The sequence below is a fragment of the Pseudomonas sp. LSJ-87 genome, from assembly GCF_032971465.1.
Lineage (GTDB): Bacteria > Pseudomonadota > Gammaproteobacteria > Pseudomonadales > Pseudomonadaceae > Aquipseudomonas > Aquipseudomonas putida_Z.
The window spans coordinates 1-23,896 of sequence record NZ_JAWJYQ010000043.1 but is presented as its reverse complement, the minus strand read 5'-3'; the positions used below and the strand labels follow the sequence as shown (position 1 = coordinate 23,896).

Below are 23,896 nucleotides of genomic sequence, written 5' to 3'. Positions count from 1 at the left end.
ATGCTCAACCTGATCCTCGGTGGCGCCCGCTCGGGCAAGAGCCGCTTGGCCGAACAGCTGGCCAGCGCCAGTGGCCTGCCGGTGACCTATATCGCCACCAGCCAGCCGCTGGATGGTGAAATGAACCAACGCGTGCTGCTGCACCGCCAGCGTCGCCCCGATGACTGGGGGTTGATCGAAGAGCCCCTGGCCCTGGCCGCGGTACTGCGCGCCGAAGCGGCCGAAGGGCGCTGCCTGCTGGTGGATTGCCTGACCCTGTGGCTGACCAACCTGCTGATGCTCGAAGACGACCAGCGCCTGGCCGAGGAGCGTGATGCGCTGCTGGCCTGCCTGGAACAGTTGCCGGGCACGGTCATCCTGGTCAGTAACGAAACTGGCCTGGGCGTCGTGCCCATGGGCGAGCTGACCCGGCGCTATGTCGACCTGGCCGGCTGGCTGCACCAGGCCGTGGCCGAACGCTGTCAGCGCGTGGTGCTGACCGTGGCCGGCCTGCCCCTAATGCTCAAAGGACCTGCACTATGACCCAAGCCTGGTGGCGTGACGCCTGCCAACCCCTCGACAACGCCGCCATGGACCAGGCCCGCGCCCGTCAGCAGCAGCTGACCAAACCTGCCGGTTCGCTCGGCCAACTGGAAGGTTTGGCCATTCAGCTGGCCGGCCTGCAGGGGTGTGAACGGCCGACCTTGGATAACGCCGCAATCAGCATTTTTGCCGGTGACCACGGCGTGGTCGAGGAAGGCATCTCGGCCTACCCGCAAGCGGTGACCGGGCAGATGCTGCGCAACTTCGTCGGTGGTGGCGCGGCAATCAGTGTGCTGGCGCGCCAGCTGCAGGCAAGCCTGGAAGTGGTCGACCTGGGCACCATCGACCCGCACCTGGAACTGCCTGGCGTGCGCCATCTGCGCCTGGGCGCCGGTACCGCCAACTTCGCCCGCCAGCCAGCGATGACCGAGGGCCAGCTGCAGGCCGCCCTGCAGGCTGGTCGCGATAGTGCCCTGCGCGCCGCCGAACAGGGCGCGCAGCTGTTCATCGGTGGCGAGATGGGTATTGGCAACACCACGGCTGCCGCTGCCTTGGCCAGCGTCTTGCTGGGCTGCCCGCCGGCTGAGTTGAGTGGCCCGGGTACCGGCCTGGACCACGCCGGGGTGCGGCACAAGGCCGAGGTCATCGAACGGGCGCTGAGCCTGCATGGCCTGAGCGCCAACGATCCATTGCAGGCACTGGGCTGTGTCGGTGGTTTCGAGATCGCGGCCCTGGCCGGTGCCTACATCGGCTGTGCGCAGGCGGGTATTGCGGTGCTGGTAGACGGCTTCATCTGCAGTGTCGCCGCGCTGCTGGCGGTGCGCCTCAACCCGCAGTGCCGGGCCTGGTTGCTGTTCGCCCACCAAGGCGCAGAGCCTGGGCACAAAGCCTTGCTCGACGCTTTGCAGGCCGAGCCGTTGCTGGCCCTGGGCCTGCGCCTGGGCGAGGGCAGTGGGGCTGCCCTGGCCGTACCGCTGTTACGCCTGGCCTGTGCGCTGCACGGGCAGATGGCGACCTTCGCCGAGGCTGCGGTGGCGGACCGCCCGGCATGATCCTTGACCTGCTGCGCCATGGCGAAACGGAACAGGGAGGCCTGCGTGGCAGCCTTGATGATGCCTTGACCGACAAGGGCTGGGCGCAGATGCGTGGCGCCGTGGCCGAAGCCGGCCCGTGGGAGGTGTTGGTCAGTTCGCCGCTGCAGCGCTGTGCGCGTTTTGCCGAGGAACTGGGCGAGCGGCTGAACCTGCCGGTACAGCGCGAAGCGGCGTTGCAGGAACTGCATTTTGGCGACTGGGAAGGCCGTAGTGCAGCGCAGATCATGGAAGACCAGGCGGACGCGCTGGGGCGCTTCTGGGCGGACCCTTACGCGTTTACACCGCCCAATGGCGAGCCGGTCGAGGCGTTCGCCGAGCGTGTGCTGGCGGCTGTCGAGCGCCTGAGCCATCAGCATGCTGGCAAGCGTGTGCTGCTGGTCACCCATGGCGGCGTGATGCGGCTGCTGCTGGCCCGTGCCCGTGGGTTGCCGAGGGCGCAGTTGCTGCAGGTCGAAGTCGGCCACGCTGCGTTGATGCGATTGGTGCCGGGTGATGACGGCCAGTTGGTCGAGGGGCGCTGAAATGTTGCCGTTGTGGATTGCCTTGCAGTTTCTCAGCAGCCTGCCGGTGAGTCTGCCGGGCATGCCGGCGCCGCGCGAGGTGGGGCGCTCGCTGCTCTGCTACCCGCTGGTCGGGTTGCTGTTCGGCCTGTTGCTGTGGCTGGCCAGCCACTTGATGGAGGGTACACCGGCGCCGTTGCACGCGGCCCTGCTGCTGACGTTGTGGGTGTTGCTCAGTGGCGCCTTGCACCTGGATGGCCTGGCGGACAGCGCCGACGCTTGGCTGGGTGGTTTCGGTGACCGCGAACGCACCCTGCTGATCATGAAAGACCCGCGTAGCGGGCCGATTGCCGTGGTCACTCTGGTGCTGGTGCTGTTGTTGAAGTTCTGCGCCTTGTGGGTGCTGGTCGAGCAGGGCATTGGCGTGCAGTTGCTACTGGCACCGTTGATCGGGCGGGCGGCGATGCTCGGATTGTTCCTGAGTACGCCTTATGTACGGCAGGGTGGTTTGGGGCAAGCGCTGGCCGAGCACCTGCCCCGGCATGCGGCCGGCTGGGTGCTGCTGGGCTGTGTGCTTTTTTGCCTGGTCCTGGGCGGGTGGGTCGTGGTGCTGGCGTTGGCGGTGTTTGCCTGGTTGCGACAACTGATGTGCCGGCGCTTGGCCGGGACTACCGGCGATACCGCTGGTGCAATGCTGGAGTTGCTCGAACTGGCCGTGGTGCTGGGGTTGGCGTTGGGCCTCTGAGCCTTGCTCTGGACCCTGTAGGAGCGGCCTTGTGTCGCGAAAGGGCTGCAAAGCAGCCCCGGCGATTTATGCACTAACGCTGAAGTCGTGGGGCTGCTTTGCAGCCCTTTCGCGACACAAGGCCGCTCCTAGTGACCGCGCAAGCAGGATGTTTCTGTAGGGCGTTTCTGAGCCTAACGTGTTGGTAAATTCCTGAAAAAACTCAGCAAGAACCGGCATCTTTTCACTGGCGTATGCTTGCCCCTCCCGCAAACGTCGAGGAGTGTCGGCACCATGCGTCATGTCATTCTCGCTGCGTTTTTGTTGGCCATGGGGCCTGCTGCCATGGCAGCCGATCTCATGGCTTTCTGGAACACCCCCCGCCACGGTGGCAACAGCTTCAACCGGCTGCCGCCTGATCAAGCCTACTTCGACGCCTTGAGCGGTTATGGCGCGACCTGGGTGCGGCTGTCCTACGACAAATGGCAGCCGGCGGAACGCGACTTCCTCCTCGGCGATGCCGATGCCTATCAAGGCCTGGCTGCGGCTGACCTGGCCACGCTGCGAGCCACCCTCGACCGCGCCCATAAGGCCGGCCTCAAGGTGGTGATCGCACCGCTCTCGCTACCCGGCATGCGCTGGTCGCAAAACAACCAGGGCCAGTTCGACGACCGCCTCTGGCAGGACAAACGCTACTGGTTGCAGGCTGCGGCCTTCTGGCGGGATCTGGCCCGTGAGCTGAAAGGTCACCCGGCCATCGCCGCCTACAACCTGGTCAACGAGCCCGCCCCGGAGAAGCAAGGTGGCCTGGCCGAGCATGCCGACCCTGGGCAAATGCAGCAGTGGTATGCACGGCAGCAGGGCAGTGCGCGTGATCTGCCGGCCCTGTATCGGCAGTTGATAGCGGCCATTCGCGAGGAGGACGCGGACACGCCGGTCATGCTCGATGCCGGCTGGTTCGCCGCCGCCGACGCCTTTGGTTACTGGCCGGCACCTCTGGAAGACCAGCGGGTGCTGTACAGCGTGCACATGTACGAGCCCTATCTGGTGACCAGTGCACCGAACATGACGCGCAAGCAACCCATCGCCTATCCCGGCTCGGCACCGTTCGCGGGGCAAACGCAGCAGTGGGATGGCCAGCGTGTGGCGCAATATCTGCGCCAGCCGCTGGACTGGGCCGCGGCCATGAACGTGCCCCGCTCGCGGTTGGTGGTGGGCGAGTTCGGCTGCATGCGCAGGCTGCCGGGCTGCCGGCAATACCTGGAAGACGTGCTCAGCGTGCTGGATCGCCACCAGTTGCACTGGGCCTTCTACAGCTTCCGTGAAGATAACTGGGACGGCATGGACTACGAACTGGGCTCGGCCAAGGTGCCGTGGCGCTATTGGCAGGCAATCGAGCAGGGCGTTCCAGACCCGCTGGCGCGCAAGGCTACAGCAGAGTTCGAGCCGATTCGCCGGCGCTTGAACCTGGTTAAGTAATTGGGGGCCGCTTTGCGGCCCATCGCCGGCAAGCCAGCTCCCACAGGTACAGCGACAACCTCGAGAGCAACGCTGTACCTGTGGGAGCTGGCTTGCCGGCGATGGGCTGCGTAGCAGCCCCATTAACGCTATCTGACAGGCATTAGGGCTGAGGGGCGTCGGTAATCGTGAAATCTCTTGCAACACGCATGACGCGGGTATATACACGTATCCATGTTGACCAGTGAATGCATCTGCACCCATCTGCGTCGTGCCGCCCGTGGGGTGAGCCGGCATTACGACGAGGCCCTTGCCGGCTTCGGGGTCAATGTCGCCCAGTTTTCCCTGTTGCGTCATCTGCAGCGGCTCGATCGCCCGAGTATCACCACCCTGGCGGAGGCCATGGGCCTGGAGCGTAGTACCCTGGGCCGCAACCTGCGGGTGCTGGAGGCTGAAGGGCTGGTGGCCTTGGCTGATGGTGACGATCAGCGCAACCGCGTGGTGCTGCTGACCGAGGCCGGTACCCAACTGCTGCGCGCTGCCCATCCGGCCTGGGAACAGGCACAGGCCGAACTGGTGGAGCGGCTGGGGGCAGGGCAGCGGGATGAACTGGTGCGTTTGCTGAACCAGCTGGCTTGAATTGATACGACTATAAGCGGGTATATACCCGTAAAACCTTGCGATGTGCTGGAGATAACGACAATGACTTCGGTGTGGCGAACCAGCGGGTGGGTATTGGTGGGGGCAGCGCTGATCCTGGCGCTGTCCCTGGGTGTGCGGCACGGCTTCGGCCTGTTCCTGGCGCCTATGAGCGCGGACTTCGGCTGGGGGCGTGAGGTATTCGCCTTCGCCATTGCCTTGCAGAACCTGATCTGGGGGCTGGCGCAACCGTTCGCCGGCGCCCTGGCCGACCGCATGGGCGCGGCGCGGGTGGTGATCATTGGCGGTATTCTCTACGCTGCCGGGTTGGTGCTGATGGGCATGGCCGACTCGGCCTGGTCGTTGTCGCTGAGTGCCGGCTTGCTGATCGGCATCGGCCTGTCCGGCACCTCGTTCTCGGTCATCCTCGGCGTGGTTGGGCGTGCCGTGCCGGCGGAGAAGCGCAGCATGGCCATGGGCATTGCCAGCGCTGCCGGTTCTTTCGGCCAGTTCGCCATGTTGCCGGGCACGCTCGGCCTGATCCAATGGTTGGGCTGGTCCGCAGCGTTGCTGGTACTGGGCCTGATGGTGGCGCTGATCGTGCCCTTCGTCGGCCTGCTGCGCGACCGGCCGCTGCCCACTCATGGTACCGAACAGACCCTGGGCCAGGCCTTGCGCGAGGCGTGCTCGCATTCCGGCTTCTGGTTGCTGGCGCTGGGCTTTTTCGTTTGTGGTTTCCAGGTGGTGTTCATTGGCGTGCACCTGCCGGCCTACCTGGTCGACCAGCACCTGGCTGCGACCACCGGCACAACGGTGCTGGCGCTGGTAGGCCTGTTCAATATCGTCGGTACCTTCACCGCTGGCTGGCTGGGCGGGCGCATGTCCAAGCCGCGCCTGCTGACCGGGTTGTACCTGCTGCGTGCGGTAGTGATCGTGCTGTTCCTCTGGGCGCCGGTGACTGAAGTCAGCGCTTACCTGTTCGGCATCGCCATGGGGCTGCTGTGGTTGTCCACGGTGCCACTGACCAACGGCACCGTGGCCACTGTGTTCGGCGTGCGCAACCTGTCCATGCTTGGCGGTATCGTCTTCCTGTTCCACCAGCTGGGCGCCTTCCTGGGCGGCTGGTTGGGCGGGGTAGTGTATGACCGCACCGGCAGCTACGACCTGGTCTGGCAGATTTCCATCCTGCTCAGTCTGCTGGCTGCCGCCCTCAACTGGCCCGTGCGCGAACGCCCGGTCGCCCGCCTGCAGGCCCAGGCCGCATGAACCGCTACCTGGCTCGAGGGCTACTGGCCGTCGCCGCCCTGTTGCTGCTGGCGCTGGTGTGGTGGGGCTGGCACAAGGGCGGGATGGCGCTGATGCAGCTGGGCATGAGTGTTTGTTAGGCGCTACCCTGCAAGTTCAGGGATTGTCTTGCGGGAGAAACGAGTCATGCGTGCACATTGGTTGACGGTGCCGGTGCTGGCCTTGCTTGCCGGCGCATCGAGCTGGGCTGCCGATTGCCCGGCGTTGTTGCAGGGTAGCCTGCCAGAGTTGCGGGGCAAGGGGCAGGTGGACCTGTGCAAGCGCTTTGCAGGCAAGCCGCTGGTGGTGGTCAACACGGCCAGTTACTGCGGTTTTGCGCCGCAGTTCGAGGGGCTTGAGGCGACATACAAGGAATACCACGAGCAAGGCCTGGAAATGCTTGGTGTGCCTTCCAATGACTTCAAGCAGGAGGACGCCGACAGCGAGAAGACAGCCAAGGTTTGTTATGCCAACTATGGCGTCACCTTTACCATGACCAAGACACAGGCGGTTCGGGGCGCGGATGCGATACCGCTGTTCGCGGAACTGGCCAGCCAGAGCAGTGCGCCGAAGTGGAACTTCTACAAGTACGTGGTAGACCGCAAGGGCAAAGTGATTGGTAACTTTTCCAGCCTGACCAAGCCGGATGATCCAGCGTTCCGGGCAGCCATCGAAAAGGCCATTGCCTCCCGGCCATAACCTGGCTGCTCTTGCTCTTGCTCTTGCTCTTGCTCTTGCTCTTGCTCTTGCTTCTAAGCGCGCGATAGTTCAGGCGCCGCCGATTGCGACTTCAGGAGGCCGAGCGAAGGTCTCCTGAAGACGCGAAGATCAAGATCAAGAGCCAAAGCAGGGGACTCGCCTGGGTTTCAGGTTACTTCACTTTGCATGCACAGTAATCGCCACCAACCGCACAACCACCGGCCTGACCATCAATACACAAACGAACGCCACAGGCATCGCCAACTGGTAAGCCTTCAGCACGTTGCCAAGGTATTCAGGGTTAATCCCCCCATTCGCTGCCGTGATCACGAAACACATCAATAGCGCCATGATCGACGACATGTAGAAGGCAAAAACGTAGGGCGTGGCGCCCGGGTGCAATTTGCGTCGGCTGCGTGTCTGGGACAGGTTGCTCATGCGAACTCCTGAAAAGAAAGTAGAGGCGCAGGTTAGCAACGCACCCGGCAGCAGCTGTAGACCAGCCGTATTGAGTTCTTTATAAAGAGATTCTTACGAATCCAAGGGCTCAGCATGGACCTGCTCAACGCCATTCGCAGCTTCATCAAGGTGGTCGAAGCCGGCAGCATCGCCGCCGGTGCCCGCAACCTGGGCCTGAGCCCGGCCGCGGTCAGCCAGAACCTGGCACGCCTGGAAGGCCACTTGCAGGTTCGCCTGCTCAGCCGCACCACCCGCAGTATGGCGCTGACACCCGCCGGCACCCAGTATTACGAACGCGTCAGGCACATCGAGCGCGACCTGGCCTTGGCCGAACAGGCCGTCACCGCCCCCGACAGTGAACCCCAAGGGCGGCTGTGCATTGCCTCGACGTCCGCCTTCGGTCGCCATGTCCTGGCGCCATTGATACCCGCGTTCAGTGCCCGCTACCCACTGCTTTCGATAGAGTTGGTAACGACTGATCGCCGGGTCAACCACGCGCGGGAGGATGTGGACGTGAGCCTGCGCATTGCCCCGCAACTCGAAGACCAGTTGCTGGCCCGGCATATCGCCCGTATACCGTTCATTTGCTGTGCCTCGCCCGGTTACCTGCAAAGCGCCGGTGTGCCGGCCACGCCCGAGGCCTTGCGTGACCACCGCTGCCTGGTGTTCCGCTACCCGGTGGATGGGCGCTTCCTGCGTTGGGGGTTCATGCGCGACGGGCTGCGGTTCGAGGCAGAGTTCGGCAGCGTATTGATCAGCGACGACATAGACGCCCTGACCCAGATGGCACTGCATGATGGCGGCATCACCCGCCTGGCCGAGTTCATCGTAAGGCCGCATTTGGCCACCGGGGCGCTGGTGCCGTTGTTCGAATACAGCGATAGCGGCCAGGCCTATGCCCAGACCGAACCGATGGATATCTACCTGTGCCTGGCCGACCGCTTCGCCATGACCGCAAAAGTGCGTGTGTTCATGGGCTACCTGCGCGAATGCCTGGGTGACAGCTGGCAGGTGCAGGCCTGAAACGATATTGGGGCTGCTTTGCAGCCCATCGCGACACAAGGCCGCTCCTACAGCGTCCGCATGATCCCGTAGAATCGGTTTTGTGCGGTCGTTGCAGGAGCGGCCTTGTGTCGCGATGGGCCGCAAAGCGGCCCCGACTTTCTTGAAGCTATCAGAAACGGTAGGTAAGGGATGCACCGATACCGTGAGCGCTGTTCTCGTACTTGGCCTGGTAGTTGCCTTTCAAGGCACCTTCCGTCGGCGAGTCCGGTTGATTGTTGACCTTGGTGTCCTCTTCCCACAGGTAGGAGTAGGCAACATCGATGGTCATGTCATCGTTCGGGCTCCAGCCGGCACCAAAGCTGACCGCTTTACGGTCGCCGGTAGGAATGCGCGGCGAGCGATCGTGGTTGTTGGTGGGCGACTGGTCGACGGAGAAGCCTGCACGCAGGGTCCACTCCTTGTTCACCTTGTAGGCAGCACCAATGGCGTGTGCCCAGGTGTCATGCCAGTTCTGCTCTTCGGTGATGGTCTGCAGTGGGTAGCCCGCCGGTGCTTCGTTCTTTACAACGATGCTCTCCAGGCGGCTCCAGCGAGTCCAGGTGCTACCCGCATACAGGGTCCAGTGGTCATCCAGTTCATGGGTGACCGAGAAGTCCACGGACTCCGGTGTCTTGATTTTCAGGCTGGCGTCGAATTTGCCGCTGAGACCAGCGAGAGCAACCGGGTAGGAAACACGGGTATCGCCTTCAAGCTTGTAGTCGACCATCGAGTGATAGGTCAGACCCACGCGGGTACGATCTGTGGCTTGTACGAGTACGCCGATGTTGTAGCCGATAGCGGTGTCGTCGCCCTTGATCTTGACTTCGCCATCAGGGCCACCGCCCAGAAACCCGGGGAAGGCGGCGCTGCTCAGGTTCGAGCCCAGTTCACCCTTGATACGGTTGATGGTCGGACCAAAACCGATCGACACCTTGTCGTTGAAGGCATAGCTGATGGTTGGCTGGAAGGTGACAACCTCGACCTTGCTCTTCTTGCCCCAGTAACGTGCCGCGTCGCCGCTACCGTAGTCGGTGATCAGGCCGTATGGCACGTAAACACCGAAACCGACGCTCCAATGATCATCGATCGGCTTGACGTAGTAACCCATGGGCACGCCCACGACCGGGACCATGTCGCCATCGGTTTCCCCCCCGAAATTGCTGCCAGGACCCGAAATATCAGTTTTGGCAATCACGGCCGCACCACCCACGGTGACCTGTTCGCGCTTCAGGCGCGACATGCCTGCAGGGTTGCCATACACAGTGCTGGCATCTTCGGCAGAAGACGAACGTCCCGCAAAACCGGTTCCCATGCCGCTGATGCTTTGCTCGTTCAGCGCGAAACCTGCGGCAAGCAGTTGGCTGGAAGCAAGAGCAACGGCAATGCCGAGGGAGGTTTTGAGCATTACTTTTTTCATTATTAGAAAACTCCTTGGGATCTCCGGGGCGAAAAGCTACCAACAAATCACGCGCCGCGCTATAGCCTAAATCGCAGGAGATAGAGCGGTTTTGTAGGACAATCCGACCAAAATTCCCTTTTTTCCGGGTGTGTTGTAGGACACGTCTTAAGATGCCTGCGGCAATCTCTGATCTATGCAGGTATGCCAGGCATGGGTGAAGTCGCGCAGGCGACCTTGTGGGTTGAAAATCTGTCGCCAGATCCGCGCCAGCGCGAGAAGGTCATCGGCGGCAGGCAGTGGCGTGGCCTGCTCTTCGACGAGCATCCAGGCAATGGCGGTGGAATAGCGCAGGTTGACGGTGAGTTCCAGGTGCGGGCCGCCGAGGAAGGCGTGCTGGCTGGCCAGGCCGCGGACCAGGCTGGCCAGGTCGGGGTCACGGGCAAGGTAGTCGTCCCAGATCGCCTGGTGACGGTGTTCGCCGATACGGTAAAGGCCATGCCCACGACGGTCGTGCAAGGCCGACCCCAGGGCCGACTGGCTGGCGGCGATGCCCAGCAACAAGGCTTCGGCGCTGGCGCAGTGACGGTTCAGGTAGACCAGGGTGGGTCGGATCACATACTGACACAATTCATTCGCCGCGATACCCATGATGCCCTCGAGCAGTTAAGGGCCGGACGGGCACTGGAGCTTGGCAGCTGGTGAGTGATCAGGCCCGCCGGAAGCGGCAAGCACCGCTCGAGTTGAAGTGTAGTGTGATAATCGTGGTGTAAAGGGCTGTTTTTAAATCGATTGCTGCCTGACGTACCGGGCTATATGCCTTAAGGCAATTACGCCACGAACGTTCAGGCAGGCTTGCGATGGGATGATTCAGCGCTTGAATACCGCAGTATTCGCCGCTCACGCGGTGAGCGACTGACGGGTTCGGGCGATGACCGCCTGCAGCGGTTCACTGCGGCTGTACTGTTCGGGGTACAGGCGCTCGGTGTGGCAGGCGACGCCGTGTTCGTCTACCAGGGTAAAGCTGAAGCTGCCCTTGCGAGGGGCAACGATGAGGCACTTCAACGGCGAGAAGGCCTGGGAGAGGGTGCCAATGGCAGCCTGAATCTGATGATGAGTTTGCATATTGTTGGAGGTTCCTGCTTTAAACACGGGGTTATGATCCGTGCATGATAGAAACGTTCCAGTGACGCCTTTATTAAGGGACGAACGAACCTGACTGGAACAGGGCAGCCAGAGGGAGCGCAATCAAAGGTGGGCGCATGGGCTGACTGGTAGGTACTTCAGAAGGCAGGCAGCACGCCGGGGCCAAGGTTCTAGGCCGTCGGTGTGGAATCCTGATCAATCTGTCACGTGATTCGTGCTTGAACAGCGCGTGGCTGGCGAGTGAATCATCGAATGGGCCGGTCTTGGTTTCAGCAGCGCCACCCTTGGGAGGGGCGGGTCTGCAAGGACGCTTGAGGCCAGAATTGACTTTCAGCTTGGTACTAACGAGGCGCACCTTAGCGGAAATACAGGCGCTTGGCAAGCATTTCATGTTTGTTCAGGTGAGCCGAGCAGTATGGCGCGTATTTGCCCTGCTGGGAAGAGGGGGCAAAAGGCCCGCATCCGGCCTGATGTACCGATTTCGTGCACTCAAATGAAGGTTTATGGTGCACTTGTTCACATTCGGAGCAGCGCTTGCAACTGCCTGGCAACACGCCACGACAGCCTCGCCAATGCCTTGACTGGGCGGTTAAGTCAATGAAAAAAAACACTATTTTTAGCTGGTGAAAAAATCGTCAGTTTGAGCGAAAGCCCCAATTCATGGGGGTTTGCGGGGGATAGGAGGGGGTTGTCCACCGAGTTATCCACAGGAACTGTGGATTGTCCCGAGCGCTTGCTCTAGGACGGGCGTGCCAGCAATACATTGAACTGTCCGACAATCGACATGCTCCGGGAGACCTGTTGGTCATCCACTTGAAAACGTCAAGAAAAGATCATTGAAAATTTTTTTCAATCCTCCGGAAATCGAAAGGCCAAGGCGCAAGAAAAAGGGTAGAGTGGCGCGCCTTTCGAGTTGCCAAACCTGTTGCTCATGAAGTTTCGCGGTAAACCCCTCGCCAGCCCCGCTGCATCGACGCCTGCGCCTCCCCCCAAACGTTTCTCTCTCAAAGTGGCCTTGTGGCTGCTCGACAACCCGCGCCTGGGTGACAAGCCGCAGGTCAAGCACCTGGCCGGGCGCCTGTTGAAACAGCCGGCGCGCCAGGGCGTGGTCGTGGCGCAAAGCCGCCTGGGGCAGATGTTGTGCCGCGATTGCGGCAATGCCCGTGACCGTCGTATTGGCCATGAACTGCTGCGCCAGGCCGCCCGCGCTGGTGATCGGCGGGCGCAGCTGGAGTATGCGCGGCTGTGCCAGCACAGCGAGCCGGAGCAGGCGCGGTACTGGCTGGAGCTGGCGGCGGGGCAGGGGTCGCAGGAAGCGCGGCGGCTTTTGAGGCAGTGGTTCCATGCCTGAGGTGTGTTGTCAGCACTGGCCCTATCGCCGGCAAGCCAGCTCCCACAGGTACAGCGTTGCTCTCGAGGTTGTCGCTGTACCTGTGGGAGCTGGCTTGCCGGCGATAGGGCCGGAACAGGCAACACACCTGCCAGGCTGATAAGCTGCACTCAATTTGCAACAGAGCGATCGGGGTAAGCATGACAGTGGATCTGGCCAGCATTCTGCTGGGCTTGGTGGCAGGTGCATTACCTTGCCTGGGTTGGGTCATGCAGGTGCAGCGCCGCCAGGGTGCGCGGCAAGGCGAGCAGGCCTTGCTCGAAGAGCGCCTCAATGCTGCCCAGCTGGCCCTGGCCGGCCTGCAGGCGCAACTGGATGCCAGCCGCGACGAGGTCAGCGACCTCAGCGAAGCCAACACCGTCAAGCAGACCCAGCTGGCCGCCCAGGGGCGTGAGCTGGAACTGCTGCAGATCGACCGCGACAACGCCCGTGACGCCGCCCACGCCTGGAACCTCGAGCGTGCCAACCGCGAAGCCGAACTGCGCCGCCTGGAGGCCCAGACCGCACGCCTGGACGCCGAACTGCGCGAGCAGCAGGAAAGCCACCAGCAGCGCCTGGAAGACCTGCAGGAAGCCCGCGACACCCTGCGCGCCCAGTTCGCCGACATGGCTACCAAGATCTTCGACGAGCGCGAGCAGCGCTTCGCCCAGACCAGCCAGCAGCATCTCGGCCAGTTGCTCGACCCGCTCAAGGAACGCATCCAGGCTTTCGAAAAACGCGTGGAGGAGAGCTATCAGCAGGAAGCCCGCGAGCGCTTCTCGCTGGGCAAGGAGCTGGAGCGCCTGCAGCAACTCAACCTGCGCCTGTCCGACGAAGCCACCAACCTGACCCAGGCGCTGAAGGGCCAGAAAACCCAGGGCAACTGGGGTGAGCTGATCCTCGAACGGGTACTGGAGCATGCCGGCCTGGAAAAGGGTCGCGAATACCAGACCCAGGTCAGCCTCAAGAGCGCCGATGGCGAGCGCTTCCAGCCTGATGTGCTGATCATGCTGCCCGGCGACAAGCAGGTAGTGGTGGATGCCAAGGTCAGCCTCACCGCCTACCAGCAGTTCGTCGCCGGCAACGACGAGGCCGCGCTCAAGCAGCATGTGCAGTCGCTGCGCAGCCACGTCAAAGGCCTGTCGAGCAAGGACTACAACCGCCTCGAAGGCCTGCACAGCCTGGATTTCGTGCTGCTGTTCGTGCCGATCGAGGCCGCCTTCTCGGCAGCCCTGCAGGCGGAGCCGAACCTGTTCCAGGAGGCCTTCGATCGGCAGATCGTGATCGTCAGCCCGACCACCTTGCTGGCCACCTTGCGGGTGATCGACAGCCTGTGGAAGCAGGAACGCCAGGGCCAGAACGCCCGCGAGATCGCCGAGCGCGCCGGCTGGCTGTACGACAAGTTCGTGCTGTTCATCCAGGACCTGGACGAGCTGGGCAGCCGCCTGCAGCAGGTGGACAAGGCCTATGCCGCCGCGCGCAACAAGCTGTGCGAAGGGCGCGGCAACCTGGTCAGCCGCAGCGAACAGCTGAAGCTGCTGGGCGCCCGCGCCAGCAAGAGCCTGCCGGCCGACCTGCTGGAGCGGGCGCTGTCCGACGAGGCGTTGCCGGATGAAGCGCTTACTGAACCAGGCTCAGATGGCGATTGAGCATGGCGCGCAGGGCCGCCGGCTTGACCGGCTTGGCCAGGTAGTCCAGGCCAGAGGCATGCACCATGGCGATGGTTTCCTTGCTGCCGTCGGCACTGATCACCACGCCCGGCACCGGCTCACCCAGGCGCGCGCGTAGCCAGCCCATCAGCCCGGTACCAGTCTCGCCGTCGTCCAGGTGGTAGTCCACCAGCGCCAGGTGCGGGCGCATGCCCTTGGCCAGCAGGGCTTCGCATTCGGCGCGGTTGCGCGCGGTCCACACCTGGCAACCCCAGCGGCTGAGCAGGCTGTTCATGCCGATCAGGATGCTGTCTTCGTTGTCCACGCACAGTACCTGCAGCCCGGCCAGTGGCTGGCCACCCTGTTCCACCGGGGCGGTGGGCGCCGGGGCGGCTTGGCGGGCAATCGGTACGCTGACGCGGAACACCGTGCCCTTGCCCGGCCATGAGCGCACTTCCAGCTTGTGCCCCAGCACCCGGCACAGGCCGTCGGCGATCGCCAGGCCCAGGCCCAGGCCCTTCTCGGCGCGGGTCTGGTGGCTGTCCAGGCGCTTGAACTCCTGGAAAATCACCTGCAGCTTGTCGTCGGCGATGCCCGGGCCGCGGTCCCACACCTCAAGCCACAACTGTTCACCCTGGCGCCGTGCGCCCAGCAGGATCGGGCTCTTGCCATAGCGCAGGGCGTTGGTCAGGAAGTTCTGCAGCACCCGGCGCAGCAGCTTCATGTCGCTGTCCACCCGCAGGCGGCTGCCGCGCAGGCGGAACTCCAGGCCCTTCTCGGCGGCCAGCACCTTGAATTCGGCGCCCAGGGTGTCGAACAGCTCGTTGAGGGCAAAGGGCTTGGCATCCGGAGTGATCTTGCCGTTTTCCAGGCGTGAGATGTCCAGCAGGTCGCTGATCAGCTCTTCGGCCGAGCGCAGCGAGCTGTCCATGTGCTGCACCAGCTGCCGGGCCTCTTCATTCATGCCCTCTGCCTGCTGCGACAAGGCGGCGGAGAACAGCCGGGCGGCGTTCAGCGGCTGCATCAGGTCATGGCTGACTGCAGCCAGGAAACGGGTCTTGGACTGGCTCACCGCTTCGGCACGGCTCTTGGCTTCGGACAACGCCTGGTTCAGTTGCGACAGCTCTTGGGTGCGTTCCGCCACCCGTTGTTCCAGGCCTTCGTTGGCATCGCGCAGGGCCTGCTCGGCCTCGCGGAACGGGGTGATGTCGGTGAAGCTCATGACGAAACCGCCACCCGGCATCGGGTTGCCGATCAGTTCGATCACCCGGCCATTGGGGAACAAGCGCTCGGAAGAGTGCGCACGGCCCTGGCGCATCCAGTGCAGGCGCCGCGCTACATGCACCTGCGCCTCGCCCGGGCCGCACAGGCCACGCTCGGCGTTGTAGCGGATGATGTCGGCGATCGGCCGGCCCACGCTGATCAGCCCGTCGGGGTAGTTGAACAGTTCCAGGTAACGACGGTTCCAGGCCACCAGGTGCAGGTTCTGGTCGACCACGCTGATGCCTTGGTTGATGTTCTCGATGGCCCCTTGCAGCAGGGCGCGGTTGAACTGCAGCACCTCGCTGGCTTCGTCGGCGATACGCACCACATCTTCCAGCTGCATGTCGCGGCCTTCGATGGCGGCCTTGACCACGGCGCGGGTCGACGAGGTGCCGAGCACGCCGGCCAACAGGCGTTCGGTGTGTTCGATCCAGTCGCCGTCGGCGTTCTGGTTGGGGTTGAAGCCCTTGCCCTGGCGGTAGGCGAAGCGGATGAAGCTCTGCCGGGCGCGTTCTTCGCCGACAAAGCGCGAGGCCAGGGTCAGCAGGTCGTCGATCTGCACCGCCAGCAGCGGCTTGCTGCTGGGCCTGGCGCTGGTCTGCTGGCCGATGAAGCGGCCGGCCTGCCAATGCTCGGAAACCCGCGTGCGCGACAGCACCGAGACCCAGGCGAACAGGGTGAAGTTGCCCGCCAGCGACAGCACCACGCCCTGGGTCAGTGGGCTGATCGGCAGGTTCAGCGGGTTGCCGTGCAGCCACGCCAACCCTGGGAACAGCTGCAGCGACCAGCCCACGCTGTGCGCGGCAATCGGCAGCACCAAGGTGTAGAACCACAGGAAAATACCTGCGGCCAGGCCAGCGAACACGCCGCGGCGGTTGGCCTGCTTCCAGTACAGCGCACCGAGCATGGCCGGGGTCAGCTGGGTCACGGCGGCGAAGGCGATCTGGCCGATGGTCGCCAGGCTGGCGGTGGAGCCCAGCAGGCGGTAGCTGACATACGCCAGCAGCAGGATCACCACGATGGTCACCCGGCGTACCGAGAGCATCCAGTGGCGGAACGCCTCGAACGGCCGCTCGGCGTTGGTACGGCGCAGCAGCCAGGGCAGCAGCATGTCGTTCGAGACCATGGTCGACAGCGCCACGGCCTCGACGATGACCATGCCGGTGGCCGCCGAGGCACCGCCGATGAATGCCAGCAGGGCCAGGCTCGGGTGTGCCTCGGCCAGCGGCAGGCTGATGACGAACGAATCGGAGATCACCGTGCCCGGCAGCAGCATCTGCCCGGCCAGGGCGATCGGCACCACGAACAGCGCGGCCAGCGCCAGGTACATCGGGAATACCCAGCGCGCCAGGCGCATGTCCTGGGGTTCGATGTTCTCCACTACGGTAACGTGGAACTGCCGTGGCAGGCAGATGATCGCCATCATCGCCACGGCGGTCTGCACCACCATCGACGGCCAGTTGATGGTTTCCTGCCAATAGTCCTGCAGGTGGATCGACTGGCGGGCCTGGCTGAACAGGTCGTCAAAGCCGTCATACAGGTTGAAGACGATGAAGATGCCCACGGCGAGGAAGGCCAGCAGCTTGATCAGCGATTCGAAGGCAATCGCCAGGACCATGCCACGGTGGTGTTCGGTCACGTCCAGGCTGCGGGTACCGAAGACGATGGCGAACAGCGCCAGTACCAGCGACACCACCAGCGCGGTGTCCTGCACGCGGGTGCCGGTGGCGTCGGCATTGGCGCCGATCAGCAGGTTCACGCCCAGCACGATGCCCTTGAGCTGCAAGGCGATGTACGGCAGCACGCCGACCAGGCAGATCAGCGCCACGACCACAGCCAGGGACTGCGACTTGCCGTAGCGCGCGGCGATGAAGTCGGCGATCGAGGTGATGTTCTGTTGCTTGCTGATCAGCACCATCTTCTGAAGCACCCAGGGCGCGAAGATCAGCAGCAGCACCGGGCCCAGGTAGATCGGCAGGAATGCCCAGAGCTGTTCGGCGGCCTGGCCGACCGCGCCGAAGAAGGTCCAGCTGGTGCAGTACACGGCCAGCGACAGGCTGTACACCCAGGCACGCAGCTTCGGCGGCAACGGCGTGCTGCGGCGGTCGCCGTAGAAGGCGATGGCGAACATGATGGCCATATAGGCCAGGGCGACCACGGCGATCAGCCCGCTGGACAACGACATGAAGACTCCGAAGCAAAAAGATAACGCGGTCCCGATCAATCAGTCTGGCACGCAGGTGCCGCTTCGTCAGCGCAGACGATGGTCGCAGTGGCAGGTGGTCGCAGGGTTCTCTTTAACCTGTGCCGGCCCTTTCGCGGGTGAACCCGCTCCCACAGGTACTGCACAGGCTTCGAAAGCGGCGCTGTCCCTGTGGGAGCGGGTTCACCCGCGAAGAGGCCAGCAGAGCAGACATCATCCTTTGCGGGTACCCAGCCAATAAAACACCCCCGCCAGTATCACCGACAACACCAGCAGGTAGAAGATCGCCCCCGGCCACAGATGCACCAGGGCAAACCCCACCATCACCGGCCCCAGCGCCGCACCGAGGTTGGACAGGTTCTGCGCACCGTAATACACCCCACGCAAGTGCTCCGGCGCGATCAGGTCGATGAACATGTACTCGGCCGGGATCACGATGATCTCGCCCAGGGTGAACACCAGCATCGCCAGGCACCACGCCAGCGCCGAACCGGCCAGGGCAAAGCCCAGCAGCCCGGCGATGAACAGGCCCATGCCGGCCAGCAGCCAGGGCATCAGGCGCTGGCGGCTGATGCGGCGGCCGATCAGGTACTGCAGGGCAATCACCGTCACCGCGTTGGTGGTCACCAGGTAACCGATCAGGCGCGCCGCCTCGGCCGGGCTGCTGATCACCACCAGGTACTGTGACAGGTAGGCGGTGAACTGGCCGAACACCACCGCGCTCAGCACCCCGCCCAAGGTGAAGCATACCAGCCGCCGGTCACGGGCCAGCCCCAGCGCCACCTGGCCAAAGCCGGCCCCGGGCTTGTCCGGTGCACTGGCCTGCAGGCTGCGGTCACCCAGGCGCCAGTAGGCCAGGCACATGGCCAGGCCGAGCAGGGCAGAGGCGATGAACGGCATATGGTCGTTCAGCTCCAGCATGGCCACGCCCAGCAGCGGGCCGGCGGCGTAGCCGACGTTGCTGAGGGTGTACTTGATGGCGAACACTTCGGCCCGTTCCTCCACCGGCAGCAAGGCGCAGAAGCCCGCCTTGGCGGCGATGTCGACCACTGCCAGTGCCAGATTGATCAGTACCAGGCAGAGAAAGAACAGCAGCGCCGAATTGCTGACGACCGCGCCGACGAAGGCCAGGGCAAACAGCAGGGTGCTGGCGCTGACCAGTGTGTGGTTGCGCAAGGTATCCACCAGGTGGCCGCCATACAGGCTCAGCAGCGAGGCGATGATCAGCGCGCCACCGATCAGCAGGCCGATCTGGCTGATCGGCAGCTGGAAGTTGTCGGCCAGGTACACCACCAGGTAGGGCAGGGTAAGGGCACGGGCGACGGTGAGGGTGAAGGTGGTGGTGAGCAGCAGGCGCACAGTGTGCGGGTAGCATTTGATGGCGGCGAGCATTGCCACGTCCTTGTTGTGGAATAGCCGAATCGGAGCATATGACAAATGGGGGCTGCTCTGCAGCCCATCGCCGGCAAGCCAGCTCCCACCTCGACCGCATTGATCTCAAGCCATGTGCGGTACCTGTGGGAGCCGGCTTGCCGGCGATGAGGCCGGGACAGGCTTGCTACAGAATCACCGCGCTTGCCAGTCAGTGCATTTCCCATGCAGATTTGTGGCTTGCCGCGCCCGGCGCGCCTCCAATTGAAAAGCCCTCAGGACCAAGGACGATGAGTCACTCCTCGCAATTCACCTTGCTCGGCAAGCGGCGTTTCCTGCCGTTTTTCATCACCCAGTCGCTGGGTGCCTTCAACGACAACTTGTTCAAGCAGTCGCTGATCCTGGCGATCCTGTTCAAGCTCAGCCTGGGCGACGGTGACCGTTCGATCTGGGTCAACCTGTGCGCCCTGCTGTTCATCCTGCCGTTCTTCCTGTTCTCTGCGCTGGGCGGGCAGTTTGGCGAGAAGTTCGCCAAGGATGCGCTGATCCGGGCCATCAAGCTGGCCGAGATCGCGATCATGGCGGTAGGCGCGCTCGGCTTCATCACCAACCACCTGGCGCTGATGCTGGTGGCGCTGTTCGGCATGGGGACCCACTCGGCGCTGTTCGGCCCGGTGAAGTACTCGATCCTGCCGCAGGCCCTGCGCGAAGAAGAACTGGTCGGCGGCAACGGGCTGGTGGAAACCGGTACCTTCCTGGCCATCCTCGCCGGCACCATCGGCGCCGGGGTGATGATGTCGGCCGACAGCTATGCCACCGTGGTGGCTGGTGGCGTGGTCGGCACTGCCGTGCTTGGTTACCTGGCCAGCCGCTGGATCCCGCGGGCCGCTGCCGCTTCACCGCAAATGCCGCTGGACTGGAACATCTTCAGGCAGTCGTGGGCGATCCTGCGCATGGGCCTGGGGCAGCCGCCGGCGGTGTCGCGCTCGATCGTCGGCAACTCGTGGTTCTGGTTCGTCGGTGCCATCTACCTCACGCAGATCCCGGCCTACGCCAAGGACTGGCTGCACGGTGATGGCACGGTGGTGACACTGGTACTGACCCTGTTCTCGGTGGGGATCGCCCTGGGTTCGCTGCTGTGCGAGCGGCTGAGCGGGCGCAAGGTGGAAATCGGCCTGGTGCCGTTCGGCTCGTTCGGCCTGAGCCTGTTCGGCCTGCTTTGGTGGTGGCACTCCGGCGATGTACCGGCTGCGGCGGCACCGCACGACTGGCTGGCGCTGTTGGGCATGGGCCAGGCCTGGTGGATCCTGTTGTCGATCGTAGGCCTTGGGGTGTTCGGCGGCTTCTACATCGTACCGCTGTATGCGCTGATCCAGGCCCGCACCGCCGAAGACCAGCGCGCCCGGGTGATCGCTGCCAACAACATCCTCAATGCCCTGTTCATGGTGGTGTCGGCAGTGCTCACCATCATCCTGCTGGGCCTGGCCGAGCTGACCATCCCGCAGCTGTTCCTGGTGGTGTCGCTGCTCAACATCGCGGTCAACGCCTATATCTTCAGGATCGTGCCCGAGTTCACCATGCGCTTCCTGATCTGGCTGCTCAGCCATTCGATGTACCGTGTGCAGCACCGCGACCTCGAGCGCATCCCCGACGAAGGCGCGGCGCTGCTGGTGTGCAACCACGTGTCGTTCGTCGATGCGCTGCTGCTGGGCGGGGCGATCCGCCGGCCCATCCGCTTCGTCATGTACTACAAGATCTACAACCTGCCGGTACTCAACTTCGTGTTCCGCACCGCAGGCGCCATCCCGATTGCCGGGCGCAACGAAGACCTGGCCATCTACGAACGTGCTTTCGCGCGCATTGCCGAGTACCTGGCCGATGGCGAGCTGGTATGCATCTTCCCTGAAGGCAAGCTGACCGGGGACGGCGAGATCGATGTGTTCAAGGGCGGCGTCAACCGCATCCTCGAAGAAACCCCGGTGCCGGTCATTCCGTTGGCCTTGCAGGGGCTGTGGGGCAGCTTCTTCAGCCGTGACCCGGCCAAGGGCTTTTTCAAGCGCCTGTGGTCGCGGGTGACCATCGTGGCAGGCGCCGCCATTCCGGTGGAGGCGGCGCAGCCAGAAGCCTTGCGTGAGCAGGTCAGCCGCCTGCGCGGCAACCTGCGCTAGGGGAGGGCGTCAGCTGGCGCTGACTTTCAGGCCGACCAGGCCGGTAATGATCAGCGCCACGCTGACCAGGCGTACCAGGGCCATGGACTCGCCGAACAGGATGATGCCGGCGATCACCGTGCCGACGGCGCCGACGCCGGTCCAGATGGCATAGGCGGTACCCAGCGGCAGCTCTTTCATGGCCAGGCCCAGCAGGCCCAGGCTGATGGCCATGGCGGCGACGGTGAGGACGGTGGGCAGAGGCTTGCTGAAGCCGTCGGTGTATTTCAGGCCGACGGCCCAGCCGACCTCGAACAGGCCGGCGAAGAACAGGATGATCCAGGACATGGTGCGTCTCCATCGTTGTGAATGATGGGGCCGTCCCCGGAATGGTCACGCGGTGCGTCGTGAGGTCGTCCTCACAGTGGGTGCCATGGTGCACATATGCAGCCCTCTGGGCAAGCCTGTGCGGGCCTCTTCGCGGGTAAACCCGCTCCCACAGGGATATCCACAACTTTCAGACTTGTGCAGTACCTGTGGGAGCGGGTTTACCCGCGAAAGGGCCAGTGCAGGCAACATCAATGCCTGGCCGGCTCCCCACCTTCAGCTTCTGCCACAGGTTCCCCCATGCGCCGGAACCAGGTCGACAGCAGCGCCCCGGAAATATTGTGCCAAACGCTGAACAACGCACTCGGCACCGCAGCCAGCGGCGAAAAATGCGCCGCTGCCAGTGCCGCGCCCAGCCCGGAGTTCTGCATGCCCACCTCCAGCGCCAGCGACTTGCGCTGTGCCAGTGGCAGCTTGCACAGCCTGCCGGTCAGGTACCCCAGCAAGTAGCCGAAGCTGTTGTGCAATATCACCACCGCCATGATCAGCAGCCCCGACTCGGCGATCTTCGCCTGGCTGGCCGCCACCACCGCGCACACGATCATCACGATACTCACCACCGACACCAGCGGCAGCACCTGCACCGCCGCCTGCACCCGCGCGCCAAGCAACCGCTGGGCCAGCACGCCGAGCACGATCGGCAGCATCACCAACTGCAGGATCGACCAGAACATGTCCATGAAGGACACCGGCAGCCAGGCCGAGGCCAGGAACCAGATCAGCGCCGGAGTCAGCAGCGGGGCGAGCAGGGTGGTCACCGCAGCGATCGCCACCGCCAGCGCCAGGTCGCCGCGGGACAGCCAGACCATCACGTTCGACGCCGTGCCGCTCGGGCAGCAGCCAACCAGGATCACGCCCACGGCGATTTCCGGCGGCAGGTGGAACAGCTGGCACAGCAGCCATGCCATGCCCGGCATGATCACGAAGTGCGCGACCACACCCAGCATCACCCGCCAGGGCTGGCGGGCGAGGGCGGCGAAGTCATCGAGCTTGAGAGTGAGGCCCATGCCGAACATCACCAAGCCCAGCAGCGGCACGATGGCCACCTTCAGGGCGATGAACCATTGCGGTTGCAGGAAGGCCAGTACGGCGAACACCAGCACCCACAGGGCGAAGGTATTGCCGACGAAGCGGCTGAGGGCGGCGAGGGCACGCATGAGGGCAATTCCTTTTCTGTTTATAGCGTTATTGATTTCACTGGCCCTTTCGCGGCGGTTCGACGCCTCGATGAACCCGCTCCCACAGGTACTGCACAAGATTCGAAGCCTGTGCGGTTCCTGTGGGAGCGGGTTCATCGAGGCGTCGAACCGCCGCGAAAGGGCCGGCACTGCCAAAAATCACTTCAAGGCCAGCACCGGCATTTCAAAACCAGTCAGACCCCTTGCGGAATCTCTTCCCCACCCAGCGCTTCGAACAGCACCGGCAGGAATTCGGCAAAGGTCATCATCATCAGCTGGAAGCTGGCATCGAACTGCTGCGCAGCCTCATCGCCACCATCCTGTTCGGCCTGCTCCTGCAGCAGCTCTTCGAACTTCAGGCGCTTGATCACCATCTTGTCATCCAGAATGAACGACAGCTTGTCCTGCCAGGCCAGGGCCAGCTGGGTAACCACCTTGCCAGTGCTCAGGTGCAGCTGGATTTCCTCGCCGGTCAGGTCCTGGCGCTTGCAGCGCACGATACCGCCATCTTCGGCGGTGTCGCGCAGTTCGCACTCGTCCAGCACATAGAAGCCTTCGGCAGCTTCCTGCGACTTGACCCACTCGGTCATGGTGGCAACCGGTGCGATTTTCACGGTGGCCGGGCGCACCGGCAGCGAGCCCATCACTTCACGCAGGGTCGACAGCAGGTCTTCGGCACGCTTGGCGCTGGCCGAGTTGACCAGGATCACGCCCAGGCGCGGGGCAATGGCAGCGAAGATCATCGAGCGGCGGATGAACGCGCGCGGCAGGAAGGCCTGGATGATCTCGTCCTTGATCTGGTCGCGTTCCTTTTTATAGACCTTGCGCATCTGCTCGGTCTCGATCTCTTCGACCTTTTCCTTCACCGCGTCGTTGACCACGCTGCTGGGCAGGATGCGTTCTTCCTTGCGCGCGGCAATCAGCAGGTACTCGCCGCTGACATGCACCAGGGGAGCGTCTTCGCCCTTGCCGAATGGCGCGACGAAACCATAGGTGGTCAGCTCCTGGCTGGCGCAGGGGCGGGCCGGCTTGCTGGCCAGGGCCGCTTCCAGCGCTTCAGGCTCGAACGGGACTTCCTGGGTCAGGCGGTAGGTCAGCAGGTTCTTGAACCACATGAGGGGCAATCTCTCCTTAATGCATAAGGCGGGCATTATTCTCCGAGCGGTGCTCTCAGGCCAACCCTGTCGGAGTGCCAGTAGCTGTAGCTGAATGTAAAGATGCACGTGGCAACGCTAGGTCTTTGAAAGGCCTGAGGTTTTTTTTGAAAAAAGTTAAAAAAGTGCTTGCCAGGGTACGGGGCCGTCCGTAGAATGCGCGCCACACCGAGACGAAGGGTGATTAGCTCAGCCGGGAGAGCATCTGCC

Annotated in this window: 22 protein-coding genes; 13 read left to right on the top strand and 9 right to left on the bottom strand. The window is 63.6% G+C overall.

Annotated features, from left to right (window positions below; all coding sequences use genetic code 11):
• From cobU to RYH74_RS21475, 9 genes are all read left to right on the top strand, one after another.
• Window positions 1–522: a bifunctional adenosylcobinamide kinase/adenosylcobinamide-phosphate guanylyltransferase gene (cobU, locus tag RYH74_RS21515; RefSeq protein ID WP_317410100.1), complete on the top strand. Its 522-nt coding sequence runs from the start codon at window positions 1–3 to the stop codon at window positions 520–522.
• Window positions 519–1,574: a nicotinate-nucleotide--dimethylbenzimidazole phosphoribosyltransferase gene (gene cobT / locus RYH74_RS21510; RefSeq protein ID WP_182328617.1), complete on the top strand. Its 1,056-nt coding sequence runs from the start codon at window positions 519–521 to the stop codon at window positions 1,572–1,574. Before cobU ends, cobT begins: the two co-directional genes overlap by 4 nt.
• Window positions 1,571–2,137, top strand: coding sequence for a histidine phosphatase family protein (locus tag RYH74_RS21505; RefSeq protein WP_025338028.1), 567 nt, complete (start codon window positions 1,571–1,573; stop codon window positions 2,135–2,137). Before cobT ends, RYH74_RS21505 begins: the two co-directional genes overlap by 4 nt.
• Window position 2,138: 1 nt before the next feature.
• Window positions 2,139–2,861: an adenosylcobinamide-GDP ribazoletransferase gene (locus tag RYH74_RS21500; RefSeq protein ID WP_286101189.1), complete on the top strand. Its 723-nt coding sequence runs from the start codon at window positions 2,139–2,141 to the stop codon at window positions 2,859–2,861.
• Window positions 2,862–3,200: 339 nt separating this feature from the next.
• A complete protein-coding gene (locus RYH74_RS21495) occupies window positions 3,201–4,319 on the top strand; it encodes a glycoside hydrolase family 5 protein (RefSeq protein ID WP_317410115.1) in 1,119 nt (372 codons plus the stop codon).
• Between the two features lie 213 nt (window positions 4,320–4,532).
• Window positions 4,533–4,937, top strand: a complete 405-nt coding sequence (locus RYH74_RS21490; RefSeq protein WP_025338032.1) for a MarR family winged helix-turn-helix transcriptional regulator — start codon at window positions 4,533–4,535, stop codon at window positions 4,935–4,937.
• Window positions 4,938–5,000: 63 nt separating this feature from the next.
• Window positions 5,001–6,203, top strand: coding sequence for an MFS transporter (locus RYH74_RS21485; RefSeq protein WP_084785067.1), 1,203 nt, complete (start codon window positions 5,001–5,003; stop codon window positions 6,201–6,203).
• Window positions 6,200–6,322: a hypothetical protein gene (locus tag RYH74_RS21480; RefSeq protein ID WP_075044023.1), complete on the top strand. Its 123-nt coding sequence runs from the start codon at window positions 6,200–6,202 to the stop codon at window positions 6,320–6,322. Before RYH74_RS21485 ends, RYH74_RS21480 begins: the two co-directional genes overlap by 4 nt.
• A gap of 46 nt (window positions 6,323–6,368) precedes the next feature.
• Window positions 6,369–6,920 (top strand): glutathione peroxidase, encoded by a 552-nt coding sequence (locus tag RYH74_RS21475; protein WP_317410099.1) that lies wholly within the window; start codon window positions 6,369–6,371, stop codon window positions 6,918–6,920.
• Window positions 6,921–7,097: 177 nt separating this feature from the next.
• Here the strand turns inward: RYH74_RS21475 and RYH74_RS21470 are convergent, their stop codons facing one another.
• The gene (locus RYH74_RS21470) at window positions 7,098–7,358 is read right to left on the bottom strand and encodes a DUF2798 domain-containing protein (protein ID WP_317410098.1); all 261 of its coding nucleotides are present in this window, start codon (window positions 7,356–7,358) and stop codon (window positions 7,098–7,100) included.
• A 114-nt stretch (window positions 7,359–7,472) separates the two neighbouring features.
• Here RYH74_RS21470 and RYH74_RS21465 point away from each other — a divergent pair, with 114 nt between their 5' ends.
• A complete protein-coding gene (locus RYH74_RS21465; RefSeq protein ID WP_317410097.1) occupies window positions 7,473–8,402 on the top strand; it encodes a LysR family transcriptional regulator in 930 nt (309 codons plus the stop codon).
• Window positions 8,403–8,553: 151 nt separating this feature from the next.
• Here the strand turns inward: RYH74_RS21465 and RYH74_RS21460 are convergent, their stop codons facing one another.
• The 3 genes from RYH74_RS21460 to RYH74_RS21450 form a co-directional block, all read right to left on the bottom strand.
• Window positions 8,554–9,840 (bottom strand): OmpP1/FadL family transporter, encoded by a 1,287-nt coding sequence (locus RYH74_RS21460; protein WP_137163195.1) that lies wholly within the window; start codon window positions 9,838–9,840, stop codon window positions 8,554–8,556.
• A gap of 147 nt (window positions 9,841–9,987) precedes the next feature.
• A complete protein-coding gene (locus RYH74_RS21455; RefSeq protein WP_025338041.1) occupies window positions 9,988–10,470 on the bottom strand; it encodes a hypothetical protein in 483 nt (160 codons plus the stop codon).
• Window positions 10,471–10,719: 249 nt separating this feature from the next.
• A complete protein-coding gene (locus RYH74_RS21450) occupies window positions 10,720–10,944 on the bottom strand; it encodes a hypothetical protein (protein ID WP_003257337.1) in 225 nt (74 codons plus the stop codon).
• Window positions 10,945–11,896: 952 nt separating this feature from the next.
• Between RYH74_RS21450 and RYH74_RS21445 the strand changes: the two genes are divergently transcribed.
• Both RYH74_RS21445 and rmuC read left to right on the top strand, forming a co-directional pair.
• Window positions 11,897–12,316, top strand: coding sequence for a tetratricopeptide repeat protein (locus RYH74_RS21445; RefSeq protein WP_025338042.1), 420 nt, complete (start codon window positions 11,897–11,899; stop codon window positions 12,314–12,316).
• A gap of 293 nt (window positions 12,317–12,609) precedes the next feature.
• Window positions 12,610–13,983 (top strand): DNA recombination protein RmuC, encoded by a 1,374-nt coding sequence (gene rmuC, locus RYH74_RS21440; RefSeq protein ID WP_162276782.1) that lies wholly within the window; start codon window positions 12,610–12,612, stop codon window positions 13,981–13,983.
• On the opposite strand, the gene RYH74_RS21435 is transcribed toward rmuC, so the two are convergent.
• Both RYH74_RS21435 and RYH74_RS21430 read right to left on the bottom strand, forming a co-directional pair.
• Window positions 13,955–17,431 carry a hybrid sensor histidine kinase/response regulator gene (locus RYH74_RS21435; protein WP_025338044.1) on the bottom strand — a complete coding sequence of 1,159 codons (3,477 nt, stop codon included), beginning with the start codon at window positions 17,429–17,431 and terminating at the stop codon, window positions 13,955–13,957. The two genes, rmuC and RYH74_RS21435, sit on opposite strands and share 29 nt — an antisense overlap.
• Before the next feature lie 231 nt (window positions 17,432–17,662).
• Entirely contained in the window at window positions 17,663–18,841 is a 1,179-nt protein-coding gene (locus RYH74_RS21430; RefSeq protein WP_286101194.1) for an MFS transporter, read from the bottom strand.
• A 269-nt stretch (window positions 18,842–19,110) separates the two neighbouring features.
• Between RYH74_RS21430 and RYH74_RS21425 the strand changes: the two genes are divergently transcribed.
• On the top strand, window positions 19,111–20,988 hold the full coding sequence (locus tag RYH74_RS21425) for an MFS transporter (protein WP_015269262.1): 1,878 nt from the start codon (window positions 19,111–19,113) through the stop codon (window positions 20,986–20,988).
• Between the two features lie 9 nt (window positions 20,989–20,997).
• Here the strand turns inward: RYH74_RS21425 and sugE are convergent, their stop codons facing one another.
• From sugE to rdgC, 3 genes are all read right to left on the bottom strand, one after another.
• Entirely contained in the window at window positions 20,998–21,315 is a 318-nt protein-coding gene (sugE, locus tag RYH74_RS21420; protein ID WP_009686221.1) for a quaternary ammonium compound efflux SMR transporter SugE, read from the bottom strand.
• Between the two features lie 230 nt (window positions 21,316–21,545).
• Window positions 21,546–22,511, bottom strand: a complete 966-nt coding sequence (locus RYH74_RS21415) for a bile acid:sodium symporter family protein (protein ID WP_025338048.1) — start codon at window positions 22,509–22,511, stop codon at window positions 21,546–21,548.
• Window positions 22,512–22,726: 215 nt separating this feature from the next.
• Window positions 22,727–23,647, bottom strand: coding sequence for a recombination-associated protein RdgC (gene rdgC / locus RYH74_RS21410; protein ID WP_013971401.1), 921 nt, complete (start codon window positions 23,645–23,647; stop codon window positions 22,727–22,729).
• Between the last annotated feature and the right edge of the window lie 249 nt (window positions 23,648–23,896).